Annotated in this window: 14 protein-coding genes; 7 read left to right on the top strand and 7 right to left on the bottom strand. The window is 65.4% G+C overall.

Features of this window, described 5'->3' with window-relative positions; all coding sequences use genetic code 11:
- The first annotated feature begins 43 nt into the window (after positions 1-43).
- From purU to J8F10_RS14200, 3 genes are all read left to right on the top strand, one after another.
- Positions 44-898, top strand: a complete 855-nt coding sequence (purU, locus tag J8F10_RS14210) for a formyltetrahydrofolate deformylase (RefSeq protein WP_210654547.1) — start codon at positions 44-46, stop codon at positions 896-898.
- A gap of 86 nt (positions 899-984) precedes the next feature.
- Positions 985-2,487 (top strand): APC family permease, encoded by a 1,503-nt coding sequence (locus tag J8F10_RS14205; RefSeq protein WP_246523343.1) that lies wholly within the window; start codon positions 985-987, stop codon positions 2,485-2,487.
- Positions 2,484-3,224 carry a phytanoyl-CoA dioxygenase family protein gene (locus J8F10_RS14200; RefSeq protein WP_210654545.1) on the top strand — a complete coding sequence of 247 codons (741 nt, stop codon included), beginning with the start codon at positions 2,484-2,486 and terminating at the stop codon, positions 3,222-3,224. Before J8F10_RS14205 ends, J8F10_RS14200 begins: the two co-directional genes overlap by 4 nt.
- Before the next feature lie 292 nt (positions 3,225-3,516).
- Here the strand turns inward: J8F10_RS14200 and J8F10_RS14195 are convergent, their stop codons facing one another.
- A complete protein-coding gene (locus tag J8F10_RS14195) occupies positions 3,517-3,975 on the bottom strand; it encodes a hypothetical protein (protein WP_210654543.1) in 459 nt (152 codons plus the stop codon).
- 255 nt (positions 3,976-4,230) lie between these two features.
- A complete protein-coding gene (locus J8F10_RS14190) occupies positions 4,231-5,715 on the bottom strand; it encodes a thiamine phosphate synthase (protein WP_210654541.1) in 1,485 nt (494 codons plus the stop codon).
- Positions 5,716-5,897: 182 nt separating this feature from the next.
- On the opposite strand from J8F10_RS14190, the gene J8F10_RS14185 reads away from it, so the two are divergent.
- The 4 genes from J8F10_RS14185 to J8F10_RS14170 all read left to right on the top strand — a co-directional run bounded on the left by J8F10_RS14185 (position 5,898) and on the right by J8F10_RS14170 (position 13,249).
- A complete protein-coding gene (locus J8F10_RS14185; RefSeq protein ID WP_210654539.1) occupies positions 5,898-7,241 on the top strand; it encodes a TolC family protein in 1,344 nt (447 codons plus the stop codon).
- Positions 7,242-7,651: 410 nt separating this feature from the next.
- Positions 7,652-8,536: a phosphate/phosphite/phosphonate ABC transporter substrate-binding protein gene (locus tag J8F10_RS14180; RefSeq protein ID WP_210654538.1), complete on the top strand. Its 885-nt coding sequence runs from the start codon at positions 7,652-7,654 to the stop codon at positions 8,534-8,536.
- A gap of 321 nt (positions 8,537-8,857) precedes the next feature.
- On the top strand, positions 8,858-11,191 hold the full coding sequence (locus tag J8F10_RS14175) for a DNA gyrase/topoisomerase IV subunit A (RefSeq protein ID WP_210654536.1): 2,334 nt from the start codon (positions 8,858-8,860) through the stop codon (positions 11,189-11,191).
- Positions 11,192-11,308: 117 nt separating this feature from the next.
- The gene (locus tag J8F10_RS14170) at positions 11,309-13,249 is read left to right on the top strand and encodes a DNA gyrase/topoisomerase IV subunit B (protein ID WP_210654534.1); all 1,941 of its coding nucleotides are present in this window, start codon (positions 11,309-11,311) and stop codon (positions 13,247-13,249) included.
- Between the two features lie 16 nt (positions 13,250-13,265).
- Here J8F10_RS14170 and J8F10_RS14165 read toward each other — a convergent pair whose 3' ends face one another.
- The 5 genes from J8F10_RS14165 to crtI all read right to left on the bottom strand — a co-directional run bounded on the left by J8F10_RS14165 (position 13,266) and on the right by crtI (position 19,408).
- Positions 13,266-14,024, bottom strand: a complete 759-nt coding sequence (locus tag J8F10_RS14165) for an SDR family NAD(P)-dependent oxidoreductase (RefSeq protein WP_210654532.1) — start codon at positions 14,022-14,024, stop codon at positions 13,266-13,268.
- Between the two features lie 4 nt (positions 14,025-14,028).
- A complete protein-coding gene (locus J8F10_RS14160; RefSeq protein WP_246524251.1) occupies positions 14,029-15,240 on the bottom strand; it encodes a glycosyltransferase family 2 protein in 1,212 nt (403 codons plus the stop codon).
- On the bottom strand, positions 15,240-16,067 hold the full coding sequence (locus tag J8F10_RS14155) for a lysophospholipid acyltransferase family protein (RefSeq protein WP_210654528.1): 828 nt from the start codon (positions 16,065-16,067) through the stop codon (positions 15,240-15,242). Before J8F10_RS14155 ends, J8F10_RS14160 begins: the two co-directional genes overlap by 1 nt.
- Before the next feature lies 1 nt (position 16,068).
- The gene (locus tag J8F10_RS14150) at positions 16,069-17,664 is read right to left on the bottom strand and encodes a phytoene desaturase family protein (protein ID WP_210654526.1); all 1,596 of its coding nucleotides are present in this window, start codon (positions 17,662-17,664) and stop codon (positions 16,069-16,071) included.
- A 145-nt stretch (positions 17,665-17,809) separates the two neighbouring features.
- The gene (gene crtI, locus J8F10_RS14145; protein WP_210654524.1) at positions 17,810-19,408 is read right to left on the bottom strand and encodes a phytoene desaturase family protein; all 1,599 of its coding nucleotides are present in this window, start codon (positions 19,406-19,408) and stop codon (positions 17,810-17,812) included.
- Positions 19,409-19,594 lie beyond the last annotated feature (186 nt).

Here is a 19,594-nt window from a genome sequence, read left to right as displayed (position 1 = left end):
TTGCCGACTGAAAACTGAGCACGGAACACGGCTTGCGAAACCTATGAAGAACACTGCCGTACTGCTGATTACCTGTCCCGACCGCAAGGGGATCGTCGCCGCGGTCGCGGAGTTCCTCTACAAGTTCGATGCGAACATTCTGCACGCGGACCAGCACCAGGACGCGCAGGGGAAACTGTTCCTGATGCGCGTCGAGTGGGATCTCACGGGGTTCGCGCTCGACCTCGCGGAGTTCTCCCGGCGCTTCTCCCCGCTCGCCGATCGCTTCGAGATGCGCTGGCGGCTCGAGGACTCGCGCCACCCGCTGCGGGTCGCGCTGTTCGTCTCGAAGTACGACCACTGCTTGATGGACCTGCTCTATCGCCACAAGACGGGCGAACTGCCCTGCGACATCCCGCTCATCGTCGCGAACCACCCGGACGCACAGAAGTGGAGCGACTTTTACGGCGTACCCCTTCACCTGATCCCGGTCCCGGCCGGCGCGAAAGACGAGGCCGAAAAACAGCAACTGGACCTGCTCGCCGCCGAGAAGATCGACCTCGTGGTGATGGCGCGGTACATGCAGGTGCTGTCGAAGAACTTCGTCTCGAAGTACCCGCACCGGGTCATCAACGTTCACCACTCGTTCCTGCCCGCGTTCGTGGGGGCGAAGCCGTACCACCGGGCGTTCGAGCGCGGGGTGAAGCTGATCGGCGCCACCAGCCACTACGCGACGGAAGATTTGGACGAGGGGCCGATCATCGAGCAGGACGTGGTGCGCATCTCGCACCGCGACGGCCTCGAAGACCTGCTGGAGAAGGGCCGCGACCTGGAAAAGATGGTGCTGTCGCGCGCGGTGCGGTGGCACATCGACCACCGGATCCTCGTCTACGACCGCAAGACGGTCATTTTCGACTGATGCGCCCGGTTATTCCTGCGACAATACGGCCGAACCGCGAACCGAACTCGTGACGCGGCGCGTCCCGTCGCGTATCATCGTCCGCCATGCAGCACACACAACCGCAGTCACTGCCGCGCGTGATCGGCCCGTGGATCGCGACCGCGATCATCGTCGGCACCGTCATCGGGTCCGGGGTGTTCGTCAAGGGCCGCAAGGTCGCGGACAACGTGCCCGAGTTCGGGCTCGCGATGTCCGTTTGGGTACTCGGCGGGGTGCTCGCGCTGCTCGGCGCGCTCGCGCTCGCCGAGATCGCGGTCCTGTTCCCGAGGGCCGGCGGGAACTACGTGTTCTTGCGCGAGGGGTACGGCCGAATGGCCGGGTTCCTGTGGGGGTGGGTCGAGTTCTGGATCATCCGCGCGGCGTCGGCCGCCGCACTCGCCACCATGTTCACCGAGTCGTTCCATGACGTACTGCGCCAGACACTTTACCCGGGGCAGACGGTCGAAGTTTTGTCGTTCTGGATACGCCAACTGCTGACCGCGTCCGTCATTATGGGGCTCGCGTTCGTGAACGCCCGCGGGACGCTGCTCGGCGGGCGCGTACAGTTCGCGATCACGGTTCTGAAAGTCACTTCGCTGCTGTTTATCATTGTGCTGCCGTTCGCGGTGTACGCGATGGTCGCCGAGCCGACACACCCGCCCAAAGTCTCGCACCTCAGCCCCACGTGGCCGCCCGGTGTGTTCGGGATCAACTGGAGCGGGTTCGGGGTCGCGCTGGTCGGCGTGCTGTGGGCGTACAACGGCTGGATGAACATCGCCCCGGTTGCCGGGGAAGTAAAAGAACCGCACCGGAACATCCCGATCGCGCTCCTGGCCGGGGTGTTCATCCTGATCGCGCTCTACTGCGGGGCGAATTTCGCGTACCACCTCGTGTTGCCGCGCGACGAGATCATCGCGAAGAACGCGGCCGGCGAACTGTCGAAAACGCCGCTCGCCACCGAATTTTGTGCGGTCCTGCTCGGACCGTTCGGGGTACTCCTCGCGTCCGCGATCGTGATGACGTCCGTTCTCGGCGCGCTCAACGGGAACCTGCTCGTCGGCCCGCGCCTGCTCTACGCGATGGGCGAGGACCGGCTCGCGCCCGCGAAACTCGCCGCGATCCACCCGCGGTACAAGACGCCCGCGCTCGCGACAATCGTCGTGGCGACCTGGTCGGCGCTGCTCGTGCTGTGCGTCGGCGCACTCACGCAGTACCGCGTTCCCGTGGTGCCCCTCGGGTTTACCGAACTGGACCTCAACGTGCCGCCCGGGAAGTCGCCGTTCGACATCATGACGGACTTCGTGATCTTCGGCTCGGTCACGTTCGAGACGCTGGCGGTGGCGACGATCTTCACGTTCCGGCAGCGCATCCCGGTCACGCCCGAGAACCGGCCGTACCGCTGCTGGGGCTACCCATTCGTGCCGGCGCTGTACATCGCGATCATGGGGTTGGTTCTCCTGAACTTCTTCGTGAACCCGGAATCGCGAACGGAAGCGTTCGTCGGGATGGGCTTCATCGCGAGCGGCGCGGCGGTGTACGGTCTGTTCTTTCGGAGCCCGAAACCGTGACGTGGCGCGAGCCCCTCGAACGTGATGGCTTCACGTTTCTCCGTAATGTGTTCGCCCCCGAAGCCGTCGCCGCCGCGCTCGCGGAATGGGAAGAGATCACCCGCCGGCACGCGGACGACGGTGCCGTTCTCACGGGGGAATCCGGGCCGGCGTATGGCGCGCGCAACTTGCTCGATCTGTGGCCGGGTGTGGTGGGCCTCCTTCGCGTCGAACCGCTGCTCGGCGCGTTACTCGATGTGCTCGGGGCGCACGCGGGCGTGGTGCGGGTGCTGTACTTCGACAAGCCGCCCGGCCACTCGTGGGCGCTGCCGTGGCACAAGGATTACAGCATCGCCGTGCGGGCACCAGGCGGACCGGCGCTGTTCACCAAGCCCACGGTCAAGGCCGGAGTGCCGCACGTGATCGCGCCGCAAAGTGTGCTCGATCGGGCGCTCACGGTTCGCATCCACCTCGACGACATGACGCCCGATAACGGGCCGCTCCGGGTGATTCCCGGTTCGCACCGCTTCTACAACCAAACCAACGACGAACCCCGCGATCCGGTGACACTCGAATGTCGCGCGGGGGACGCGCTGCTGATGCGCCCGCTCGTCACGCACGCGAGCGGCCACAGTAAGACCGATGCCGGATTACACCGGCGCATCGTGCATCTCGAATGCGCCGCGGACGCGACGTTACCGGACGGGTACGAGTGGAAGTGGTACGCGCGGTTAAATGACCGGGGACTGGGTGGTTAATCTGTGGACTGAACGAGCCGCGACCGCAAGGGCGCGGGCTTCCAGTGTGTTGGACCGCGACGACAAACTGGGCGCGCTCGTTACAAGCCGAACCCCGCGTTCGTCGTAGTGTGTCGAACGAGCCGCGACCGCGAGGGCGCGGGCTCCCAGTGTGTTGGACCGCGACGACAAACTGGGCGCGCAACCCGCTCCCTTGCGGTCGCGGCTCGTTAAAAGCTGGGCGCGCCTCCCGCTCCCTCGCGGTCGCGGCTCGTTACGAGTCCAAGCTGCGTTCGGGCGGGTATTGGCACAGTCACTTCTTCTTTTTCTTCGGTGACTTCTCTTCGGGTTTCTCGGTCTTGGCGTCGGGCTTTTCTTTCACGATGGGCCGGATCTTCGCGGGCGGCGGCGCGGTCGTGGACGGGGTGACCACGAACCCGGCGTCTTTCAGCGGGGCGACGAGCTTCTCGGCCTCCGCGCGGGCTTCGGGGCCGTCCACGCGCGCCAGCGCGATCACGGCGTACCAGTAGCGCTCGCGGTCCCGGGGCGAGAGCGTGTCCGGGTCGGCGCCCGCCTCGCGCCCGAGTTCGGGATCGTAGCGGAGCGTTTTGAGGAGCGAAGCGAGCGCGCGCCAGGTGACGCCGGTGGAGAGCTTCGTCCCGTCCGGCTTGCTGATGGTGCGCCCGATGGCGATGTGAAGCAGCCCGCGGAACCGGCCGGTTGTGAGCCCGGCCGCGCGCGCCGCTTCCAGCAACTCTCGGATGCCGTCCATTCCGTGACCCCGTACCCGGTCGGCGACCCGATCCCGCTCTGAACCGGGTGTGATGATCCGGGCCGCTCCCGGTATTACACTCGGCGGTACAGTCGGATGCAGATCGCCCATTTTACCAACTCACCGAGTTTATACCCAAAGGTGCTATCCCGCCGCATCTTTTCGTCTCGGTGAGGGGGAATGTTGCAGTCCGGCTCGGTGATCCTGCCGCTTTTTCTCGTCCACCCGCGTTACAACCCGCGGCGCGATAGAGAGTTAATCCGGAAGTGCCGCTTTCAACAACCGGGCCGCTTGTTCCGGGTCTTCGGCCGTCGAAATCGCCGAACTCACCGCGACCCGATTCGCGCCCGCCGCGATTACCTCGGCAATGTTTGTGGAACTGATCCCCCCCAGCGCGAACGCGGGTATCGAAGACTCCGCGCACGCGGCCCGAACAAACTCTAAACCCGGGAAGTGCTCGAACGTTTTGGTGCGCGACGGGAACGTCGGTCCGGTGCCGATGTAGTCCGCGCCGTCCAGGACCGCGCGCCGCAATTGGTCGATCGAGTGCGTACTCACACCAATGAGTGCGTCCGGGCCGAGGATTCGGCGCGCGTCCTTCACGCTCAGGTCGTCTTGCCCCAAGTGAACGCCGTCGGCCTCGCACAGTTTCGCGATGTCGGGGCGGTCGTTGATGATGAAGAGCGTGTTGGTTTCGCGCGTCCACTGGCGGACGTTGCGGGCACACGCGATCAATTCGCGATCGGGCAGTGCTTTTTCGCGGAGCTGGAACACGTCCGCCCCCCCGCGTGCGGCCTCGCGAATGGTCCAGTCGAGTGCGCAAACGCACTGCGCGCGCGTGAGAAGCACGTACAGGCGCGCTGATGCGAGGCGTTCTCGACTCGCGGCGCCGAGCGAAATGGCCCGCTCGAGCGTGTACGTGCGGTAGCGGAGCGCTTCGAGATCGCGCCCGAGTTCGGGGCCGAACACTTTGCCGAACTCTTCGAGGCTGCGGAGCGATTCCTGGAGCCGCTTCAGGTTCACGAACGCGACGTGTGCGGGTGATGTGCGCTCGTACTCGCTCCCGGCGGTCGCGGTCGTGCCCACGTCGCGCAGCGTTTCGCGTGCGGCGAGCAGCGTTCGTTGCGGTAGTTTCTGGGACGCGGACGCCAGACCGTGTCGGAGTTCCTTTACTTGTTGCGTGAGGAACCGGTCGTCGAGTACGAACCGGCAGTAGTCTTCCAGTACACGGGCGGCTTCGCGCGCGCGGTTGAAGCTCGCGTCCAGGACGCGCCCCGCGTCTATTTCGGCCGTCGCGTTAGGCACCTCGAACACGGCCAGTTGTGCGTCCGGTTCCTGTGTGGAGGGGGCCGTTTTGGTCAGGATTCGCTCAAGTAACTCCGGCCCGAAGCCGGCGGCGGTCGCCTCCGCACGGAACGCGGGGTGCGCGTTCAGTACCGCGATCAGAAACGCATCGGTCAGGAACTCGGGATCGTGTCGGTAGGCGATCGACCACGCCCGCGCCGCGTTGAAAAAGACGGAAATCTCGGGCGCAACGGGACTTTCGGTCCGTTCGAGGCGCTCGCGCACGTGCGGAACGGACAGCCCGATGTGCTCGAGGAGCACCGCCGGGCGCCCCTCGTCCTCATCGAGCAGTGCCAACACGTAGTGCGCCAGGCGCACCCGTTCCGAACCGAGCCGATCGGCCCACACGCGCGCCCCCGCGACTGCTCGTTCCACGCCCGGACTGGTCTGGTGCATAGCTCCGTTCTCTGGTGCGATACCCTCATTGTACCACTCCAGGCGTTACAGCCGGAGCGACCCGTATCGCGGGGGCGGATCGTGTCGGTTCGTGGGCCATACCGGTCCAGCCCGGTTGAGCCAGGGACGATGAAAGTGGGGACGAACGGACTCGTCATCTTTGAAGGTGCCAGGGGACGGACATGCAACTGCCAGCACGAACTCCCAAACTCGCCGTCCGGCTCCTGGCCGGTCTCGCCCCTCTGTCGTTCATGGTCGGGGCCACTCTCAACGCTCAGCCCAAGCAGAACCCGTTGCCCGCGCCCGCCCCGGTCCCGGTTCAACCGGACGCCGGTAAGAACGGGGCCGACAAGTACGCCGACGTCGGACCGGAACTGTCGCTCGCCGAGTGCATCGCGATCGCACTGGAGCGCCAGCCGTCGCTCAAGGCCGTCAAGGAGAGTGCCGCGGCGACCGAAGCGGGGTACCGCGCGCTGAGCAACTTCGGCACCGCGAGCACCCTCATCAGCCCCGACGTGGAGATCCGCAAGCAACAAGCGAAGCGCGGGCTGATGGCCACCTCCGCGGAGTACCAGAAGCTCCACAACGAGGTCGTGCAGGATGTCACCCGGCTCTATTACAACTCGGTCTACGCCAAGCAGCAATTGCAGCTCGCGGACCGGGTCGTGTTCCGCATCGCCACGCTGGTCGCGGTCGCCGAGGCGTTCCTGAAGGAGACCCCGGCGAAGGACCTCGGCGATTTCAACCTCGGCAAACTCCAGTTCATGCAGAGCGGGCTGCTGGACGCGAAGAAGCTGCAGGCGTCCGCGCGGATCGGTCGGCAGAAGGCGCTCGCGGGGTTGCGCGAGGTGATGTCCGTGGACGCCCGCACGTTCCCGTTCCAGGTGAAGGATAAAGAACTGCCGATCATGAGTCAGAAGGAGCCGCTCACGTCGGACCGCGTGGTGGAACTCGCGCTGGAGCGGCGCCCGGAACTCGTGCTGGCCGCGGCGGGCGTGGATGCGTTCCGGCTCGAAGTGTACGCGCAGGGCAAAATCCCCTTCAAGCGGGTGGTCCCGACGCTCGCCTCGGGCGCGGACATCAAAGCGAAGGAGATCCCGCAAGCGAACCGCGGGACGGACTACCGCCCCGGTGGGATCATCCCCGAGATGCCGGCGCAGTTGGTCGGGAGCAAGTTCGATCGCGTGTGCCGGGCGATGGCCTTCGCCCGGCGCGCGGAATCGGTTTACGAGAAGGCGTACTATCTCATCAAGCTCGAGGCCCAGATCGCGTACTTCGACTTTGAAGTCGCGTCCGAGCGCCTCGCGTATTCGATCTTGCAGTTCAAACTGAGCAAAGAGATTCAGGAGAACGCACGGGCGTCCGCGGAGATCGTCAAGTCGAAGGATCAGCTCGTTCAGGCCGAAGTGATCGCGGCGCGGGCACAGTCGGAGTACGTCGAAGCGGTGTACCAGTACCTCCTCGCGCTCGCGGCGCTGGAGCGGGTCACCGCGGGCGGCATCCACCCGGAGTTCCCGGACCGCTAGCCTCGTAGCGGGTTTCACGAGCCGCGCCGGTTTTTACGAGCCGCGACCGCAAGGGAGCGGGCTCCCAGTGTGTTGAACCGTGAGGACAAACGGGGGCGCCTCAGTGCGTTGAACGAGCCGCGACCGCAAGGGAGCGGGCTCCCAGTGCGTGGAACCGCGACGATAAAAGGGGGCCTCCCGCTCCCTTGCGGTCGCGGCTCGTAAAAAGCCGGTTGCGCCTCGTGAAAAGAAAACCGAAGTCGGATTAACGCACACGTTCTGGTTCCACCTCGAGCGAAGACACCACGTGCGGAACGAACCCGCGCCGGCAATCGGTGCGGGCGGGATTTGGTTCTGGATCAGAAACACTGAGACCGGGAATTGGGCGGTCGGGGCTCGGGACTCGAAACTTCCGAAATAAGGGGTGTCACGTGGGGCGCGTTTACGGGTCGTTACTCGGTTTCCTGCTCCCGATCGCGGTGGCGGTGGTCCCCGCCGCGCCGCTCGTGGGCGCGGCGGAGCCGGCGCCGCTGAAGATCGGGTTGCCGGAGAGCATGTTCAGCGGGCTCCCGCAGGCGGTGGTGCAGCGGGCCTCCCGGCCGTTCCAGGTCATGTTCGAGAAGCAGTCCGGGCTCAAGGGCGAGATCGCCGTGGGCCGCGACTACGCGGACCTCGCCGACCAACTGCGGGGCAACAAGATCGACGTCGCGGTGCTCCACGGGTTCGAGTACGCCTGGGTCAAGCAGCACCCGGAACTCGTGCCGCTCGTTGTCACCGTGCCGGGCAACAAGATCCAGGCGGTGCTCGTGGTGAACGCGAACTCGAAGGTGGAATCCGCCGCGGGGCTGAAGGGCGATTCGGTCGCGATCCCCAACGGCACGAAGGCGCACTGCCGGCTCTACTTCGAGCGCCTCAAAGAGGCGCTGCCGGACGGCACCTGCGGCGTGGCCGCGCTCAAGGGCAAGTCGGTCGAGGACGCGCTCGACGCGGTTTCCGACGACACGTGCCCGGCCGCGCTGGTAGACGCGGCGGCCCTCGTCACGTATCAGAAGCTGAAGCCGGGCGCGGGGGCACAGTTGAAAGTCCTCGCCCAGTCCGAAGCGTTCCCGTCGGGCGTGGTGCTGTACCGGAAGGACGCCTTCACCGCCGCGACTGCCAAAAAGGTCCGCGACGGGCTGATTAAGGGTGTGGACACCGCCGAGGGGCAACTACTCACGAGCCTGTGGCGGCTCAAGGGGTTCGAGGAAGCGACCCCGCAATACCAGGCGGAGCTGGAGAAGTGCCTGAAGGCGTACCCCGCGCCGAAGCAGAAGTAGCCCTCTCCCCGACCGTAACCGCGCACAATTCGCCAAGCCCCACGTGCGCCGCGACCGCTACACCAGGCGCCCCCTTTCAACCCTCGCACCCGCGGGGGTTGTTCGCGCTTCCGGGGAACCTTCCAACCTTCCGCTTTTTGCCGGATCGGGTATATTGTGTTAAAGTGGTCGGGCGTTCAGTTTGATTGAAGAGCCGACCCAACCCCCATTCCCTTCTCCTAAAAAGAAGGGGAGCAGGACCAGAAGGCCAATCCCCAAACGAGTTTCCGTTTTAGCCTCCTATTTTGAAGGAGGGCGTTGGGAGAGGTCTCGGAGAGCGCTATGGCCGAGTCGATCGAAACTGTTTCCATTGCGAGTGAAGTGCGGACCCGGTTCCTCACCTACGCGATGTCCGTGGTGAGCGGGCGCGCGCTGCCGGACGTGCGCGACGGCCTCAAACCCGTTCAGCGCCGCATCCTCTATGCGATGTCGAACGACCTGAACCTGAGTTTCGATCGCAAGGCGCTGAAGTGCGCCAAGATCGTCGGCGAGGTGATGGGCAACTACCACCCGCACGGCGACGGCGCGCTCTACGAGGCGCTCGTCCGCATGTCGCAGAGCTGGGTGCTGCGGGTGCCGCTCGTGTTCGGGCAGGGGAACTTCGGCTCGGTCGACGGCGACCCGCCCGCGGCGTACCGGTACACGGAAGCGAAGCTCACGCGGCACGCCGAGATGCTGCTCGACGAACTCGGGCAGCAAACGGTCGATTTCAACCCGAGCTACGACGGCACCCGCCAGGAACCGAGCGTGCTCCCCGCGCAGTTCCCGAACCTGCTGGTGAACGGCACCGCGGGCATCGCGGTGGGCATGGCGACGCAGATCCCGCCGCACAACCTCGGCGAAGTGCTCCGCGGGTGCGTGCTCCTGATCGACAACCCGGACGCGAGCGTCGCGAACCTGCTCGACAAGATCAAGGGGCCGGACTTCCCGCTCGGCGGCAAGATCCTCGCGGACCGCGCCGCCCTGCGCAAGATCTACGAAGAAGGCACGGGCACGATCAAGGTCCAGGCCGAGTGGAAGGAAGAGGAGTACGAGCGGGGCAAGTCGCAGATCGTCGTCACGTCCATCCCCTACGGCGTGAACAAGGGCGACCTGGAAAACACCATCGGCTCGATCATCGATCAGCGCAAGTTGCCGCAACTGACGGGGCAGGCGAACGAGTCCAACGAGAAGGACGGGTTGCGGCTCGTACTGGAAGTGAAGGCCGGCACCGATCCCAACCTGGTGATGGCGTACCTGTACAAGCACACCGAGTTGCAGAAGTCGTTCTCGTACAACATGACCGCGCTCGTGCCCAACTCGGACGGCACGCGGATGGTGCCGAAGGACGGTTTGAGCCTCCGGGAACTGTTGAAGCACTTCCTCGACTTCCGGCTCGCGACCGTGCGCCGGCGGTTCGAGTACCAGTTGCGGCAGCTCCGCAAGCGGATTCACATTCTCGAAGGGTTCGCGATCATCTTCAACGCGCTCGACCGCGCGATCAAGATCATCCGCGAATCGAGCGGCAAGTCGGACGCCGCCGAGAAACTGAAAGCGGCGTTCAAGCTCGACGACGAGCAGGTGACCGCGATCCTGGACTCGCAGCTCTACAAGATCGCGCAGATGGAGATCCAGAAGATCCTGGACGAACTCGCGGAGAAAAAGAAGCAGGCGAAGGAGATCGAAATCATCCTCGCGTCGGAAAAGAAACTGTGGGGCGTCATTCGGGGCGAGTTGGAAGCGCTGATCGAAAAGTTCCCCGAGCGCCGGAAGACGCGGATGGCGTCCGACGAGGACGTGCTCACGTTCGACGAAGAAGCGTACATCGTGCGCGAGAATACCAACGTCGTGCTCACGCGCAACGGGCGCATCAAGCGCGTCGGCCGGTTGGCCGCGGTCGAGAGCACGCGCGTCGAGGAGGGCGACGAGGTCGTCGCGGTCATCCCCGGGAGCACGCTCGATCACGTCGCGTTCTTCGCGGACGACGGCGCCGCGTACTCGATGCGGATCAACGAGGTGCCCGCGACCGCGGGGTACGGCGAGCCGATCACCAAGTTCTTCAAGCTCAGCGACGGCGTGAAAGTGGTGGCCGCGGTGACCACCGACCCGCGCTTCACGCCCGCGGACGCGGCGCCCAAGGGCGACACCCCCGGCGGCCCGTTCCTGGTCGTCTGCACGCGCAACGGGTTCGTGCTGCGGCTCCCGCTGACCACGTTCCGCACGGAGTCCACGAAGGTCGGTCGGCGCTTCGTGAAACTCGAAGCCGGTGATAAGGTGGTGATGGTGCGGCTCGCCGGCGCGGAAGAGAGTTTGATGCTCGCGACCGCCGGCGGGTACGTGACGCACTTCCCGCTGGACCAAGTTTCGATCCTCTCCGGCGCGGGCAAGGGCGTGATCGGGATCGAACTGGACCCGAAGGACGACTGCTTGGGCGGCGTGTTGGTCGGCGGCCGGTTCGATAAGCTCGTCGTCGAGACCGAGAACGGGAAGAGCCAGGACTTCGGCCCGGGGGCGATCAAGGTCCGGAAGCGCGGGGCGAAGGGCGAGAAGCCCGGTCTGCGGACCAAGTTCGCGCGCGTAACCCCGCCACCAATTGAGTTGGCCGACTGGGACGCGGTCGAGGGCAAGAAGTCCTAGGACGAAACGAAATCGGATCGGGGTGAATTCATCCGGCGGGTCGTGCCCGCTGCGTAATATAGTGGGCCGCGCCCACTCACCGGGACACGCAACAGACAGAGTGGGGATCGAATCACAATGAGCGCACTTACCGTTGGCCGGTCGGCGTACACCACGGCCGAATCCATTCAGGTGCTCGAAGGGCTGGAGCCGGTCCGCAAGCGCCCCGCGATGTACATCGGCGGCGTCGACGGGAAGGGGCTGCACCACCTCGCGTGGGAAATCCTCGACAACGCCGTGGACGAGTACATCAACGGGTTCGCGGACCACATCACGCTCACGCTTCACAAGTCCGGGCACGCGATCACCGTTACCGACAACGGCCGCGGCATCCCGGTGGATACGCACCCGAAGCACAAGAAGACCGGGCTGGAACTCGTGTTGACGGTGCTGCACGCGGGCGGCAAGTTCGGCGAGTCCGACAGCGGGTACATCAACTCCGGTGGGTTGCACGGCGTCGGCGCGTCGGTCGTGAACGCGCTCTCGAAAAAGCTCGTCGCCACCGTGCGGCGCGACGGGTTCGAGTACCGCCAGGAGTACGCGAAGGGCACGCCGCTCGCGAAACTGGAAAAGGTCGGGCCGTTCCGCGGGCACGGCACGAGCATTTATTTCGAGCCGGACGACACCATCTTCAAGACGGTGCGCTTCGACCCGGACACCATCAAGGCGCGCCTGGAAGACACGTCGTTCGTCCACAGCGGGTTGAAGATCACGTACAAGAACGAGGTGAGCGGTGAGACGCTCGAACTCGCGAACCCCGGCGGGTTGCCCGCGTTCCTCACGAAACTCGTGACGGACGGGCAGAAACCGTCGGTAACCGAAGCCGGTTTCTCGGCCGCGCGCGAAACCGGCGACCGGGTCGAGGTCGCGCTCCAGTGGACCGAATCGACCGAAGAAACGTACCGCTCCTACGCGAACGGCATTCGCACGCCCAGCGGCGGTACCCACGAGAACGGTCTGAAGAGTGCGCTCCGCAAAGCGATCAACGGCTACATCGAAACGCACGACGTGAAGGTGAAGGGGCTGAAGATCACGGCCGACGACATCCGCGAGGGCGTGGTCGCGGTGCTCTCGGTGTTCGTCCGGGAACCGCAGTTCGAGGGCCAGACGAAGCAGAAACTCAACAACCCGGAGATCGAAAGCACCGTCGACAACTTCGTGCGCCCGGCGCTCGAAGCGTGGTTGAACAACAACAAGACCGCGGCCGACTCGATCGTCGCCCGCATCGTGATCGCGGCGCGCATGCGCGATGCGTCGCGCGCCGCGAAGGAAGAGGTGAAGCGCAAGACGCCCGGCAGTAAGCGCCTGAGCCTTCCCGGGAAACTCGCGGACTGCAAATCGACCGACCGCGACAAGACCGAACTGTTTATCGTCGAGGGCGATTCGGCCGGCGGATCGGCGAAGCAGGGGCGCAACAACGACACGCAGGCCGTTCTGCCGCTCCGCGGGAAGATCCTGAACTGTGAGGACCTGGTGACCTCGAAGGCGCTCGGGAACCAGGAGATTTCCGATCTCGTGACCGCGATCGGCACCGGGGCGGGCGAGAAGTTCAACATCGACGGCCTCCGCTACGGCAAAATCATCCTGCTCATGGACGCCGACGCCGACGGGTGCCACATCAGCACGCTGATGCTCGATTTCTTCTTCCGCCACATGCGGAAACTGATCGAGCAGGAGCACGTTTTCATCGGGCAGCCGCCGCTGTACCGGGTAAATGTCGGGAAGGAAATTCACTGGGTTCAGGACGATAACGCGAAGGAAGAACTGGTCGAGAAACTGCAGAAAGCCAACCGCAAGTTCGAGGTGACGCGGTTCAAGGGATTGGGCGAAATGGACGCGAAAGACCTCGCCAGCACGACTCTCGATCGGAAGACGCGGACGCTTCTGAAGGTGAAGATCGAGAACGCCCTGGATGTGGACCGTGTGTTCGTGGAACTGCTCGGTAAGGACGCGGGCTACCGGTACGATTTCATCATGGAGAAGGCGGAGCAGACCGTCGCCGAAGATCTCGACGTGTGACGCGCGGGACGAGGGCTCACTTCGCGCGAACGCTCGACAGGCCGCCGTCGACACTGAGCACCTGACCGGTAACCCATGTCGTTGCCGGGTCGAGCAGCCACGCCAGCACGGAAGCCACGTCGCCGGGTTCGCCGATTCGACCCAGGGGGTGCATCGCGGTGGACGCTTTCAGGGTGGCTTCGCTCGATGTCAGCCGCTCCGCGAGTGGCGTGCGAACCAGCCCCGGGGCGACCGCGTTCACGCGAATGTTGCGGGCCGCGTAGGTCGCCGCGGCGGAGATTACCAGCCCGTTGATCCCGCCCTTCGCTGCGGCGATGGCTTCGTGGTTCGCCAGGCCGATCTTCGTAGCGACGGTGGACATCAGGACCACCGACCCGCCGCCCGTCAGCGCTTTCGCTGCGGCGCGCAAGACGTGAAACGCCGTGAGGAGGTTCACCGCGAGCGTGTCGCCGAACTCCTTGTCTGATGTCAGGTGGGCCGGCTTCAGCAGGATCGACCCGCAGAGGTTCGTTACGCCGTGGATCGTGCCGAAAGTGGCCGACGCGGCGGCAAAGAGGGCATCGACGGCGCCGGAATCGGTCGCGTCCGTGACGCGGGTGACGATTTCCGCGTCCCCGTTGATCGCGCGAAGTTCGTCCGCCAGGCGTTCCAACTTATTGGGATCGCGGGCGGCGAGTACGATTTTACACGGCCCGCGCGACACGAGCCGCCGGCACAGATCGGACCCGATTCCGCCGGACGCGCCGACGATGACGTAAGCGGGAGCGTCGGACATGGTGTTACTTCGCCTCGCGTGAAGTTAAGTTCGCCGGGTGCGTGCGGCCCTTCCACGCGACCGGCTTGCCGGCCAGCGCGCGGAAGACGGCGTACCACTGAACCGCGAGCAGCAACACGATGGCAACGGGGTGGATGAGCCATCCGAGCCACGATTGCCGGAACCGCACGGCAGTGTGCAGGCGCGGTAGCAGGGACAGCAGACACGCCGCACCCAGCAGTGTCAACACGAACGGCCGTGTGGTACGTTCAATCGCACGCCCGAGTGGATCATAGCCGAACTCAACGTCGCACGCCGCGGTCGCAACCACCAGGACGAGCAGCAGCACCGGCAGCACTTGGCCACACAGTAGCACCACGGTCCAGAACCCAATCTGCCCGGTCGCGGCCATCCCCTCGCGAGCGTTCTTCGCGAGCCCGAACCACACCCCACTGGCCGAACGATACATCCGGCACGCGGCGAGATCGGTCGCGTCACACACATCGGTCCAGAACCCTGCTTTACGGTACGCACGCGGCAACGTGAGCCCGTCGTGGAACGAGGTCTTCACCGCCGCATGTCCGCCAACCTTTTCGTAAGCCGCGCGGGTCGTCATGAACCACTGCCCGCACCCGGCGCCGAACGCCGGCCAACGGAAGTGCCGCATCCCCCACAGTGGCAGGAAGCACAGCAACAGCCAGTTGATGAGCGGGATGAGCAGCTTTTCGAGGAGAGTGCCGGTTTCCTGTTTGGGGAACCCGCTGACCAGATCCGCGCCGTTCGCGCGAAGGAACAGCGACATTCGCGCGAGTGCGTCCGGGCTGAGCCGCACATCGGCATCGAGAAACGTGAGCGTGTCGAAGCTCGCCAGCTTCGAGAGCACGAAACAGGCGTGCTGTTTGCCCGACCAGCCGTCGAGGAGCGGCGGCGCGGCTTCGACCCGCACGCGCGCGTCGGTCGTTGCGATCGCGCGAACGATTTCGGCAGTACGATCGGTGCTGGCGTCATCGAGTACGATCACTTCGAGTTCGATGTATTGGGACGCCAGCACGGATCGCACGCAGGCTTCGATCCCGAGTTCTTCGTTTCGGGCCGGAATGAGAATGGAGATCGGCGTCAGTGGCACCGTGTTGTCAATGACGGGCGGCGCGCGGAAGAGGAATGCGTTCTGCAAATAGAGCAGGGCGGGGACCGCCGCGCAAACGAGCCCGACCCACGTGAGCGCGAGCAGCGTCATCACGACTTTGCTCCCGGTTGAGCTTCCCGTGCGGATTGATCGTGTGCCGGGTCGAACTTCCGTCCGCGTGCCCACGACTTCAATCGGCGCCACGAATCGTACACGCCGCCCACGCCGGTTTCCCCTGTGAGCAACTCCGTGAATGCGGCTGGGTCGCGTCGCATCGTTTCGGCGTTCAGAGCGTCCAGATTGTGCGTGAGTGCTGTTTCAATAAGCGCGGTCCACTCTTTGCCGCTCAAGCCCGGGTGCTCCGCGACTTTGAGCGGCTCACCGACGCGCACGAGTGCCTCCGGCGTGCGCTCGGTCCAGAAGGCGTACTCGATCGCGATCGGGAGCACGGTGGCCGCGTTCAAGCGCGCGGCGAGGTGCCCAACCCCCGACTGCAACCCGAGCGGGCGCTCGCGTGCATCGGTGAATCGGCCCTGGGCCGTGACCCAGAACACGCGACGCGGCTGCGAGAGAATCGCAGCGCCTGCGCGGAGGAACTCGACGGCGCCGCGCAGCGACTTGGTATCCACTCCCACGAACCCGAGGCGCTGGAAGAACCGGTACTGCTGCACCGCGACGGCGTCGATGGCCGCGAACTGGTCGCGGTCGATAAACGCGCGGCTCAGCACGATCCCGATGAGCGGGTCCCACCACGAGGGGTGGTTCAGCACGACGAGCAGCGGGGCGTCGCCGGCTTCCAGCGAGTGTCCAGACTTCGACAGGCGCACCGCGTGGAAGTTCTTGCGCACGTAGCGGCAGGCGTACCGGCGGAACCCACGGATGAGCCACGGCCAGCGGTGGGGAAGGTCCGCTCCGCGTTCGGCGATCCCTCGACGCATGTCACACCCGGGCCGGCTCGGGTTGCTGCGTTGGGGGGACGGTTTGCGGGCTTCCCTTTGGTGCAACGGCGTCCTGGTCGAGCACATCGGCTGCGATCCAACCGGACATCAGTACCATCGGCATTCCGGGGCCGGGGTGTGCTGCGCCTCCTGCGAGGTACAATCCCTTCACGTCAGGTGAGCGATTCGCGGGCTTGAACGCGCCGTTCCACTTCCCGTGACTCGCGAGGCCGTAAATCGCGCCGTTCAGCACGCGGTACCGGTCGTGGATGTCCTGCGGTGTGAGCGCGGATTCGTAGACGATGCGGTCTTCGATGTCCGGCATTTGCCCGGTCGTCTTCAGCTTGTTGATGATGACGTTGCGGTACTCCGGGAGCATCCGCTTCCAGTCGTGGTGCGGGCGCAGGTACGGCGTGTGAACCAGCACGTACAGCGCGTCGCCGCCGGGCGGGGCCGTTTCGGGCTCGGTGCGGGCCGTGGACGCGATGTAGCACGTCGGGTCCGCGGCCGGTTCGCCTCGACGGTAGATGTCATCGAACTCCTGGTGCGGGTCCGCGGAGAACACGAAGTCGTGGTGAAGCAGGTGGTCGTAAGCCTTGTTTAGCCCCAAATAGAGCACGACGCCGGAGCACGCCGGCTCGTAGGTCCGGCGCTTCTCGAAGCGCTTTGCGGCGCGCGGTGCAGTTTCAGGAAGGAGTTCGCGGTGCGTTCGCGCACTGTCCGCATTCGAGACCACGGCCGCGAGTTCGATCACCTCGCCGCTCTCGGTTTCCACCCCACAAACGCGCGTCCCGTTCTCGTCGGTCAACACGCGCCGAATGCCGGTTTCCGTGCGGAACTCGACCCCCAACTCTTCCCCGAGTTGTACCAGCGCCTCGGGCACCGCGCGCGTTCCGCCCTTCGGGTACCAGATGCCCTCGGTCGTCTGCATGTGCGCGATGCCGCACAGCACCGCGGGCGACGACTCGGGGCACGACCCGACGTACTGCGTGAAGTGGTCGAGCATCTGCGCGACGCGCGGGTCCGGCACGAACTTCCGCACGGTGCCCGCGACCGATCGGCCCATCCGCATGTTAAACACGTCGCCCATCAACTGCGCCGAGAACCCGGCGCGCCAGTCGATCATGTCGCGGACGCCGCCAATGGACTTCCAAAAATAGTGGCGGTTGGAAACCTGGTGCAACCGGTCCGAGAGCGCGTGGAACCGACGGTAGCCGTCCGCGGAGTTGGTGCCCGGCGCGTAGGCGTCGAGCTTCGCGGCCATCGCGTCCACGTCTTCGATCAGGTCGAGCGACGTGCCGTCGGTGAAGAAGCACCGCCATTGCGGATCGAGGCGGACCAGATCGAGGTAGTCTTCCATCTGCCGGTCGGCTTCGCGGAAGATGCGGCGCAGCACCGACGGGATGGTGAGGATCGTCGGACCCATATCGAAGCGGAACCCGGCTTCGTTCAGAACGGCCGCCTTACCACCGAGCCAGGGGCTTTTCTCGAACAGCGTGACCGCGTAGCCGCGCGCGGCCAGCACGCACGCTGCGGCCAGTCCACCCAGCCCACCGCCGATCACCCCCACGCGATTCCGTTCGGTGTTCCGTGTCATAGCTTCCCGTTGGTGTGGTTCAGTGTCTTCTTGTAGGGTGGGTCCAGGCTTTGCGCAGGCCCACCATTTCCCCCGCGAGCGCGAACGGAAGCCGCGCCCGGATCATCCAGCCAGCCAAAGACCCGACTACAAGAGCGCGGACCCGCTAATGCGCGACCGCGGCGGGCTGCTCTGTGGCCCCCGGCGCGCCGAGCCATTCCGTGTCGTGGGCGAAGTCTTCGAGCAGCAAGCGACTGGTGATGCGGGCGGATTCGTAGATCACCGGCAGCCCGCTGCCGGGGTGCGTTCCGCCGCCCACGAGGTACACGCTTTCGAGTTCGTCGAACCGGTTCCGCGGGCGCAGGTGGAGCATCTGCCCCCACGAGTGCGCGAGGCTGAACGTGGCGCCGCGGTACACGTTGTATGTGTGCTCCCAGTCCGCTGGCGTGACGATCTTCTCGAAGCGAATGCGCTTCTCCACCCCCGTCAGCCCGACCTTCTCCAACTGCTTCAACAGCTTCGCGCGGAACGCGGGCGTTTCCTTCGCCCAATCGACGTTCGGGTGCTGGTGCGTGACCGGCGCGAGCACGTAGAGCGTACTCATTCCGGGCGGCGCGAGGCTCGGGTCGGTGGGCGTCGCGTTTTGCACATAGAAGGAAGGGTCGTCGGAAAGCACGTGCCGCTGTTCGATGTCCGCGAGGTTCTTCACGTAGTCCGCGGCGGTGTGAATCGTGTGGTGCGGGACGTCGTCGAAACGGCCCTCAATCCCGAGGTACATCATGAACGTCGAGCACGAGAACTTCTTCTTCTCGATCTTCTCGTCGGTCCACTTCCGGCGGAGGTGGTTCGGCACGAGCTTCGTCATCGCGTGGGCAAAGTCCGCGTTGATGACGAGGGCGTCCGCTCGGTGCTCGCCGCTCGGGGTGCGGATGCCGACGGCCTTTCGGCCATCGAACAGCACCTCTTTCACGTCTTCGTTCAGCGTGATCCGCACGCCCATTTCGCGCGCGACGCGGGCCATCCCCTCGGACACCGCGGCGCACCCGCCCATCGGGTGCCACACGCCGTACTCGTACTCGAGGAACGAGAGGATCGAGAACAGGCTCGGGCAGTTGAACGGCGACATGCCCAGGTATTTGGACTGGAACGAGAACGCGAGCCGGATGCGCTCGTCCTTGAAGTACCGGCCCAGTTCCGCATCAAGCGAGGCCCACGGGCGCAGCGTCGGGAACAGCTTGATGAGCTGCCAGCGGACGAGATCGCGCCAGCCCGAGAAGGGCCGCTCCAGGCACGGCCGGAACTGCTCCATCTTCACGCGGTTGTCGTCCAGGAACCGGCGCACGTTCTGCGCGTCGCCGGGGCTGAGGCGCGCGACTTCGGTTTCGAGTTGCTCCAGGTTCGGGGTGCAGTTCAACTCCCCGCCACCGCCGAACGCGATGCGGTACTGCGGGTCGAGCCGGACCATCGGAATTTCGGTCCGCAGGTCGCGCCCGATCAGCTTGAAGATGCGCTCCAGAACGCGGGGGTAGAGGAAGAACGTGGGGCCGAGATCGAACCGGAAGCCCTGCTCTTCGATTGCGGAACACCGCCCGCCGACGCGCGGCATGCGCTCGACGACGTGGACATCCAGCCCGGCCTTTGCCAGTAGGAGTGCGGCCGCCAACCCGCCCGGACCCGCGCCGACGATCAGGACCGTGTTCGGGCGGGGGGCACGATTCGAGTGGCGCGTGCGGGTCGGGGCCGTATCAGAAACCGTCGAGGTCATGCGCGAATCCTTGCGGTGTGCCGGCCGATCCGGTGGCGCGTCGGTGACAGTGTACCGGATCGGAAGTGTCCGCCAAACAAATAGCCGGACGGGACGCTCGCGCGCCTTCTCCGGCTATACGTTCGACCGCATTCTACGCGCGGATTCAACACCCTCTCTCAATTTCGGGGCGGCGAATGTAGCCCG

It is taken from the genome of Gemmata palustris (assembly GCF_017939745.1).
In the GTDB taxonomy this organism is placed as follows: domain Bacteria; phylum Planctomycetota; class Planctomycetia; order Gemmatales; family Gemmataceae; genus Gemmata; species Gemmata palustris.
This window is presented reverse-complemented; position numbering and strand designations above follow the sequence as displayed.

Bases quoted from the DNA above. Each gene is read 5' to 3' on its own strand.
- purU (WP_210654547.1), top strand. From the start codon at position 44: ATGAAGAACACTGCCGTACTGCTGATTACCTGTCCCGACCGCAAGGGG.
- J8F10_RS14205 (WP_246523343.1), top strand. From the start codon at position 985: ATGCAGCACACACAACCGCAGTCACTGCCGCGCGTGATCGGCCCGTGG.
- J8F10_RS14195 (WP_210654543.1), bottom strand. From the start codon at position 3,975: ATGGACGGCATCCGAGAGTTGCTGGAAGCGGCGCGCGCGGCCGGGCTC.
- J8F10_RS14190 (WP_210654541.1), bottom strand. From the start codon at position 5,715: ATGCACCAGACCAGTCCGGGCGTGGAACGAGCAGTCGCGGGGGCGCGC.
- J8F10_RS14185 (WP_210654539.1), top strand. From the start codon at position 5,898: ATGCAACTGCCAGCACGAACTCCCAAACTCGCCGTCCGGCTCCTGGCC.
- J8F10_RS14175 (WP_210654536.1), top strand. From the start codon at position 8,858: ATGGCCGAGTCGATCGAAACTGTTTCCATTGCGAGTGAAGTGCGGACC.
- J8F10_RS14170 (WP_210654534.1), top strand. From the start codon at position 11,309: ATGAGCGCACTTACCGTTGGCCGGTCGGCGTACACCACGGCCGAATCC.
- J8F10_RS14165 (WP_210654532.1), bottom strand. From the start codon at position 14,024: ATGTCCGACGCTCCCGCTTACGTCATCGTCGGCGCGTCCGGCGGAATC.
- J8F10_RS14160 (WP_246524251.1), bottom strand. From the start codon at position 15,240: ATGACGCTGCTCGCGCTCACGTGGGTCGGGCTCGTTTGCGCGGCGGTC.
- J8F10_RS14155 (WP_210654528.1), bottom strand. From the start codon at position 16,067: ATGCGTCGAGGGATCGCCGAACGCGGAGCGGACCTTCCCCACCGCTGG.
- J8F10_RS14150 (WP_210654526.1), bottom strand. From the start codon at position 17,664: ATGACACGGAACACCGAACGGAATCGCGTGGGGGTGATCGGCGGTGGG.
- crtI (WP_210654524.1), bottom strand. From the start codon at position 19,408: ATGACCTCGACGGTTTCTGATACGGCCCCGACCCGCACGCGCCACTCG.